The organism is Pseudoalteromonas sp. S1650, assembly GCF_005887195.1.
GTDB classification, from domain to species: Bacteria; Pseudomonadota; Gammaproteobacteria; order Enterobacterales; family Alteromonadaceae; genus Pseudoalteromonas; species Pseudoalteromonas simplex.
In genome coordinates, this window is the sequence record NZ_PNDF01000088.1 from 25,702 (window position 1) to 33,290 (window position 7,589).

Consider the following 7,589-nt stretch of genomic DNA (forward strand, 5'->3'; position numbering starts at 1 on the left):
AAAAAGGCCTTCAAATAGTTATTCACTATCCATGAAAAAATATCTCAAGCCCTTTGTTTTCAAGGCCTGCATGAAAGTTTTCTAAGAGACATAACGAAAATTTTCTGAAATAATGGATGAATGAAAATTGAACCAAAGAGTAATTTTGGTGATTTTGCGCTAAGCTCAATCGGCTAAGTAAAATGGCTTAGTTTTGCTTTAAAGCGCCACCAAACTCTGTGTGTGCTTACAATTATGAGGATATAAAATGACAGTCAATCGCGAATTATTTGATCAAGTAATGGTTCCAAACTATGCACCATCAAGTGTTATTCCAGTTCGAGGCGAAGGTTCTCGCGTATGGGACCAAGAAGGTCGTGAATTTATCGATTTTGCGGGTGGTATTGCTGTTAACTGTCTTGGCCATTGTCACCCAGCTCTTGTAAGTGCATTAAAAGAGCAAGGCGAAAAGATTTGGCACTTATCAAATGTAATGACTAATGAGCCAGCGCTTCGCTTAGCTAAAAAGCTAACTGATGCAACGTTCGCTGAAAAAGTATATTTTGCTAATTCAGGTGCAGAGGCAAATGAAGCGGCACTTAAACTTGCACGCCGTTTTGCACTTGATAACTTTGGTGAGCAAAAGTCACAAATTATCTCATTCAACAAAGGTTTCCACGGCCGTACTTTCTTCACTGTAACAGTAGGCGGTCAAGCTGCATACTCTGATGGTTTTGGTCCAAAACCTGGTGATATCGTTCACTGTGACTACAACCATTTAGCGGCATTTGAAGCGCTTATCTCAGACAATACTTGTGCGGTAATGATGGAACCTCTACAAGGTGAAGGTGGCATTATTTCGCCAACTGCTGAGTTTGTTGAGGGTGTTCGTGAACTGTGTACTAAACACAATGCACTACTAATCTTTGATGAAGTACAAACCGGTGTTGGCCGTACGGGTGAGCTTTATGCTTATCAAGGTCTAAATGTAACTCCAGATATCTTAACGACTGCAAAAGCATTAGGTGGTGGTTTCCCTATCGGTGCGATGATCACCACAACTGATATTGCTAAGCACTTAAAAGTGGGTACTCATGGTTCTACTTACGGTGGTAACCCACTTGCGTGTGCAGTAGCTGAAGCTGCATTCGACACAGTAAATACACCAGAAGTACTTAACGGCGTTAAAGAAAAGTCAGCGTTATTCCGTGAGTTACTAACTGCGATTAACGAAAAGTACAATGTATTCACTGAAATCCGTGGCGAAGGTCTATTAATTGGTGCTGTAGTAACAGAGCAATTCAAAGGTCGTGCAAAAGAGTTTTTAGTGGCTGGTACTGCAGAAGGCGTTATGTCTTTAGTGGCTGGCGCTGATGTTGTTCGTTTCACTCCGTCACTTGTAATTCCAGAAGCTGATATCCGCGAAGGTATGGCTCGTTTCGAAAAAGCAGTTGCAAAAGTCGTTAACGGCTAAACGAAACTGTCATTTCAGGGCAAGCTAAGCTTGCCCACATTTCTTAATTTACCGTTATTTATAAGGGAGCAAGCGGACTTATGATGATCCTTCGCCCAATCCAGCAAAGCGATTACCAAGCGTTAGTAAAGATTGCTGATGAGTCAGGCCATGGCTTTACGTCTTTGCCTAATAATGAAGAGTTATTACAAAAGAAAATCGATCATTCTGTCAGCTCATTTGCAAAAGCAGCACAGCAGCCAGGTGATGAAGGTTACTTGTTTGTTCTTGAAGATAGCGAAACGGGTGAAGTTGTAGGGACTTCGGGTATTGAAGCCGCTGTTGGTTTAGATGATGCTTTTTATCATTATCATTTAAGCAAAGTAATTCATTCTTCTCGTACGCTAGACGTGTATAAAGCCGTTGATATTTTAACTCTGTGTAATGATTACACCGGTGCAACTGAGCTATGTACATTATTCTTAAAAGATGGCTACCGTAAAAACAATAACGGTAAATTGCTTTCAAAAGCACGTTTTATGTTTATTAATCAACATAGAGAACGTTTTGCTGACACCGTCATTGCTGAAATGCGTGGTGTGTCTGACGAAAGCGGCGAAAGCCCATTCTGGCAATGGCTAGAAGAGCACTTTTTCTCAATGGACTTTCCAACGGCAGATTACTTAACGGGTATTGGTCAGAAAGTATTTATTGCTGAGTTAATGCCTAAATACCCAATTTACGTCAACTTACTGAGCAAAGATGCACAAGCTGTGATTGGTCAAGTACATGACAACACACGCCCTGCGATTGAACTATTAAAGAGCGAAGGTTTTACCTTTAATGGTTATGTAGACATTTTTGATGCAGGTCCAACTGTTGAAGCAAAAGTAGATAACATTGCTACAGTGAGAAACGCCCACACAGTTAAAGTTGAAATTGGTGAAAGCCAAGGCGACACCACGGTATTGTTAGCAAATGATAAAATTGCTGATTTTAGAGCAACCGTGACTCAAGTTAGCCTATCATGCGATGCCGATAGCATCACAATCTCAAGTGAATTAGCAAAAGCACTTCACTTAGAAGCGGGTGATTCAGTATCACTTGCAGAACTATAGAATTCAGGAGACATATTAATGACTCATGCAGCGCAATTTATTAATGGTCAATGGCAAGCAGGCCTTGGTCATACTTTTCAATCTGTAAACCCAGCAAATAACGATGTAATTTGGCAAGCAAATACGGCAACCACTGAACAAGTAGACGGCGCAGTCGCTGCTGCACGTGAAGCGTTTTACAGCTGGGCTGATAAAACATTTGCAGAGCGTTTAGCGATTGTAAAAACATTCGCAGAAACACTGAAAGAGCACAGCGAAGAATTAGCGATTGCTATTGCACAAGAAACCGGTAAACCACTTTGGGAAACACGTACTGAAGCAGGTGCGATGGTGGGTAAAATTGCTATCTCTGAAAAAGCTTTTTTAGAGCGTACAGGCGATGTTGAAAACCCAATGCCACAAGGTCGCGCGATGATCCGTCACAAGCCTCATGGTGTTGTAGCGGTGTTTGGCCCTTATAACTTCCCTGGTCACTTGCCAAATGGTCACATTGTACCTGCACTATTAGCAGGCAATACCGTGGTATTTAAACCGTCTGAGCTAACGCCAGCAGTTGCTGAGTTAACGTTAAAGTTATGGCAAAAGGCGGGTCTCCCTGCAGGTGTAATCAACCTTGTGCAAGGTGAAGTAGAAACGGGTAAAGCGCTTGCATCTCATAAAGGGATCGACGGTTTATTCTTTACTGGCTCTTCGCGCACTGGTCATATTTTACATGAACAATTTGCTGGTCAGCCGGGTAAAATCTTAGCCTTAGAAATGGGTGGTAATAACCCGCTTATCGTTACTGATGTTGCTGACACTAAAGCGGCTATCCACGATATTATTCAATCAGCATTTATCTCTACAGGTCAACGTTGTACGTGTGCGCGTAAGTTATTCTTACCTGCAGGCGAGCAAGGTGATGCCATCTTAGCGGGTCTTATTAAAGCAACTAAAGCTATTAAAGTCGGTGACTACGACGCAGAAGAGCAACCTTTCATCGGGTCAATGATTTCTTCAGCGGCAGCAGCTGGTATGGTTACAGCACAACAGCAACTTGTTGAGCTTGGCGCTGAAGTGTTAGTTGAGCTAACGCACAAAGAAAATACCGGCTTTGTAACACCGGGTATTTTAGAGTGTACAAATGTCGCTAACTTCCCAGACGAAGAGCACTTTGGACCACTTCTTAAAGTATTCCGCTTCACTGATTTTGATGCCGCTATTGATAAAGCGAATGACACAAGCTTTGGTTTATCAGCTGGTTTATTAAGCGACAGCGCAGCAGATTACGACCATTTCCTTCGTCGTATTCGCGCAGGTATCGTAAACTGGAACCGTCCTATCACAGGTGCATCAAGTGCAGCACCATTTGGTGGTATTGGTGCATCAGGTAACCACAGAGCAAGCGCATATTATGCTGCTGACTATTGTGCATACCCTGTCGCTTCGGTAGAGCTTGAAAAAGTAGCAATGCCAGCGACATTAAGCCCAGGCTTAAAAATCGATTAATAATCGTAAATCATTATAAAAAGCAGCTTCGGCTGCTTTTTTTGTATGAGATGCTTGGCAAAGGTAGCAATTAAAAGCGCTTTCTGCTTAAATCTAAAGAGATAGTTTTTTATTAGGTGTGCAGTCGTATGGTTTTAGATAGGCAAGGGTACGATGATCTTGTCATGTATCTCACTCAAAATTTAGCGCTTTTTGAGAAGCCGGGTCAAATTAAACCAGGAGCTCCAACAGTGTTAGAGCTGATTGAAGACGTGATAGCAGAAAATGTCATGTTACTTTGCGAGCAACACACAGAGCTTAATACTGAACAACGTAGCCAAATTGTTCGCGAAGTCGACGGTATCGTATATGACTTACAAGAAGTGCTGAGCAGCGTTACAAATCACACAGTAACCGTTGAACAACACGCGTTTATTGATGAGTTTGCTGGATTAGTAAAAAACTTATTCGATAGTGCTGTTGTCGAAAGTGCCTAACTTATAAAGCACAACACAATTTCTAGTCTTTAAGCGAGCAGCTCAAAGTTAGCAACTCGCTTTCCTTTAAAGTTCACCTCTTATCCCTTGCATCTGTGTGTGACTTGCTTACAATCAAGCAAAATAACTTTAAGAGATAAAGCACATGCAAGCGAATGTAAAATGGGTAGAAGGCGATACGTTTATTGGCCTTTCAAATTCAGGTCACAATGTAGTTTTTGATGCCGGTAGCGATAGCGCTGCGCCAAGCCCAATGGAAATGGTTTTAATGTCAGCGGGTTGTTGTTCATCTGTTGATGTTGTTAGTATTTTAAAAAAAGCAAAACAGTCATTTTCTGATGTGCAAGTTAAGCTATCTGCAGAGCGTGCTGAGTCAGCACCTCGCGTGTTTACCAAGATTAATCTACACTTTGTGGTTACCGGTGATAATGTCTCTGAAAAGCACCTTGCAAGAGCGGTACAATTATCTGCTGAAAAGTATTGTTCTGTAGCCTTAATGCTTGATAAGACAGTAGAAATTACGCATAGTCATGAAGTTGTGCAAGAACAGGTAAAATAACGCTTTTTCCGAGCAGGAAATTCGTATAAAATCCGCGAACTTTTATTTCTGCTGGTGCAGGTTTCACTCGTTTTAAGGTTGGTTTAGCATGAATAAACCCTTCGATAAAATTAAGCTTCATGGCTTTAATAACTTAACTAAGAGCTTAAGCTTTAGTATTTACGATATTTGTTACGCAAAGACGGAACAACAGCGTAAAGAATATATTGAATATATCGACGAACAGTACAGTGCTGATCGCCTTACCGATATTTTAGGTGAAGTTGTGGATATTATTGGCGCAAACATTCTAAATGTTTCTCGCCAAGATTATGATCCGCAAGGTGCCAGCGTGACAATCTTGATCTCTGAAGAGCCAATTGAGCAACAAACAACGTATGACGTTGATGAGGCGCCGGGCCCTCTTCCTGAAACAGTAGTAGCGCACTTAGACAAGAGCCACATCTGTGTTCACACATACCCAGAAGCACACCCTGATGATGGTATTTGTACGTTCCGTGCTGATATCGAAGTATCAACGTGTGGCATTATTTCGCCATTAAAAGCGTTAAACTTCTTAATTCACAGCCTTGAGTCTGATGTTGTAACAATTGACTACCGCGTACGTGGTTTTACTCGTGACGTAGATGGTGTTAAACACTATATCGATCACGCAATTAACTCAATTCAGAACTACATGACTGAAGATACCAAAGAAGCGTACCAAATGATGGACGTGAACGTGTATCAAGAGAACTTGTTCCACACGAAGATGATGTTAAAAGAAACTGACTTGAATACTTACCTATTCGGTGTTTCTACAGCAGATCTTTCTGAAGAAGAAGAAGAAGTTATCTACTCTAAGCTGACCCGCGAGATGCAAGAAATCTTCTACGGTCGCAACTTACCAGACACTGAGTAAGTCACTAAAGCTTTAAAGAAACGGCGCGTAATGTAAGTTACGCGCCGTTTTTTTATGCCTCATTGACTGCACTTATCTGTGCTTATATGCTGATTAAAAGGCCAATTTAAGGATAGATATGTCAGTTGTTCTCTCGCAGTCAGTATTTTTAGCAGAGCAAGTGCGTGACCATGAAGGACCCGCAGCTAAGCGTTCTGGTATCACCTTGTATGAGCTTATGGAGCGAGCAGGGCTGGCGACTTATCAGCAAGCTATCAGCTATTTTCCTAAGGCAAGTACATTCGTTGTGTTAGCGGGCGTTGGTAATAATGCCGGCGATGGTTATGTTGTTGCTCGTTTAGCTAAACAAGCGGGCAAACAGGTTACGGTTATTGCAGCAATACCTGATAAACCGCTCAAAGGTGATGCGCTCAGTGCTCAGCAAGCTTGGCTCAACGCAGGAGGGACAATTACCGCTGATGCCAGTGCTATTGAGCAAGCAGATATCATTATTGATGGCCTGCTTGGCACGGGAATTCAAAGCAATGTGCGCGAGCCTTTTTTACAGCTGATTAAAGCTGCCAACGAAAGCCAAGTGCCGATAGTTGCTATTGATCTACCTTCAGGCATACATGCCGACACAGGTGTCGTACAAGGAGTGGCAATAAAAGCCGCGCTCACTGTGACTTTTGTAGGTATTAAACAAGGTTTAGTGACAGGGCAAGGGCGAGAGCATACAGGGACGCTAGAGTTTAATGATTTAGGTATTGAAGATGCCTTTTTAAAACTGACATCACCCACGGCAGAGCTTATCAATTATCAGACACAGCCGAGGCTTTCTGATCGCGATAACAACAGCCATAAAACCAGCCATGGTAAATTGCTGTGTATTGGTGGTAATTCAGGGACTGCAGGCGCTATTCGTTTAACCGCAGAGGCAGCGCTTCGCACCGGTGCGGGTATGGTCAAAGTGTATACCCATAGTAGCTCTATTCTACCAGTGAGTATTGGCCGGCCAGAACTAATGGTGACAGATACAAACCTGATTAGCGCCCTAGAGTGGGCAACTTGTGTTGCTATTGGCCCTGGACTTGGTCAAGACACTTGGTCGGAAACAACCTTTGAAACCGTCATGCAGTATTGCTTTACTAATAACAAGCCACTGGTTATTGATGCTGATGCACTTAATTTAATAGCTCAACATGCTTCGTCATTTCCATTGGCTAATACCGTTATTACACCACACCCCGGTGAGGCAGCAAGGTTACTTAATTGTCGCGCTCACGATATTGAAGAAAATCGCTTTCATGCGGTAAAGCAGCTCGCACGTAGCTATACCACTACTTGTGTACTCAAAGGTGCTGGCAGTTTAATTGCTGATAATAACCAAACATGGGTGTGTACCGACGGTAACCCTGCACTTGCGGTTGGTGGCAGTGGCGATGTATTAACAGGTATCATAGCGGCACTAATCGCACAGGGGCTTACTCCTCAGCAAGCAGCTTGCTTAGGCGTAACCTTACATGCAAAAGCCGGTGACATTGCCGCAGAACGTGAAGGCGAAAGAGGCATGTTAGCGAGTGACTTGTTTGTGATAGTGAGGGAGTTGGTTAACTGAGCCGTCAGCCGTCAGCCG

7 protein-coding genes are annotated in these 7,589 nt (G+C 42.7%); all 7 read left to right on the plus strand.

All coding sequences use genetic code 11. The features are described from left to right. Positions 1 to 247 precede the first annotated feature (247 nt). The 7 genes from CWB80_RS20155 to CWB80_RS20185 all read left to right on the plus strand — a co-directional run bounded on the left by CWB80_RS20155 (position 248) and on the right by CWB80_RS20185 (position 7,571). The gene (locus tag CWB80_RS20155; protein ID WP_138602455.1) at positions 248 to 1,453 is read left to right on the plus strand and encodes an aspartate aminotransferase family protein; all 1,206 of its coding nucleotides are present in this window, start codon (positions 248 to 250) and stop codon (positions 1,451 to 1,453) included. An 80-nt stretch (positions 1,454 to 1,533) separates the two neighbouring features. Next, a complete protein-coding gene (gene astA / locus CWB80_RS20160) occupies positions 1,534 to 2,550 on the plus strand; it encodes an arginine N-succinyltransferase (RefSeq protein ID WP_138602453.1) in 1,017 nt (338 codons plus the stop codon). Positions 2,551 to 2,568: 18 nt separating this feature from the next. After that, a complete protein-coding gene (gene astD / locus CWB80_RS20165; RefSeq protein WP_138602451.1) occupies positions 2,569 to 4,038 on the plus strand; it encodes a succinylglutamate-semialdehyde dehydrogenase in 1,470 nt (489 codons plus the stop codon). A gap of 128 nt (positions 4,039 to 4,166) precedes the next feature. Then, positions 4,167 to 4,514 carry a DUF3802 family protein gene (locus CWB80_RS20170; RefSeq protein WP_054563480.1) on the plus strand — a complete coding sequence of 116 codons (348 nt, stop codon included), beginning with the start codon at positions 4,167 to 4,169 and terminating at the stop codon, positions 4,512 to 4,514. Between the two features lie 145 nt (positions 4,515 to 4,659). After that, the gene (locus CWB80_RS20175) at positions 4,660 to 5,073 is read left to right on the plus strand and encodes an OsmC family protein (RefSeq protein ID WP_055020887.1); all 414 of its coding nucleotides are present in this window, start codon (positions 4,660 to 4,662) and stop codon (positions 5,071 to 5,073) included. An 88-nt stretch (positions 5,074 to 5,161) separates the two neighbouring features. Then, the gene (speD, locus tag CWB80_RS20180; protein WP_054552422.1) at positions 5,162 to 5,974 is read left to right on the plus strand and encodes an adenosylmethionine decarboxylase; all 813 of its coding nucleotides are present in this window, start codon (positions 5,162 to 5,164) and stop codon (positions 5,972 to 5,974) included. Positions 5,975 to 6,092: 118 nt separating this feature from the next. Further along, the gene (locus CWB80_RS20185) at positions 6,093 to 7,571 is read left to right on the plus strand and encodes an NAD(P)H-hydrate dehydratase (protein ID WP_138602449.1); all 1,479 of its coding nucleotides are present in this window, start codon (positions 6,093 to 6,095) and stop codon (positions 7,569 to 7,571) included. The last annotated feature ends 18 nt before the right edge of the window (positions 7,572 to 7,589 follow it).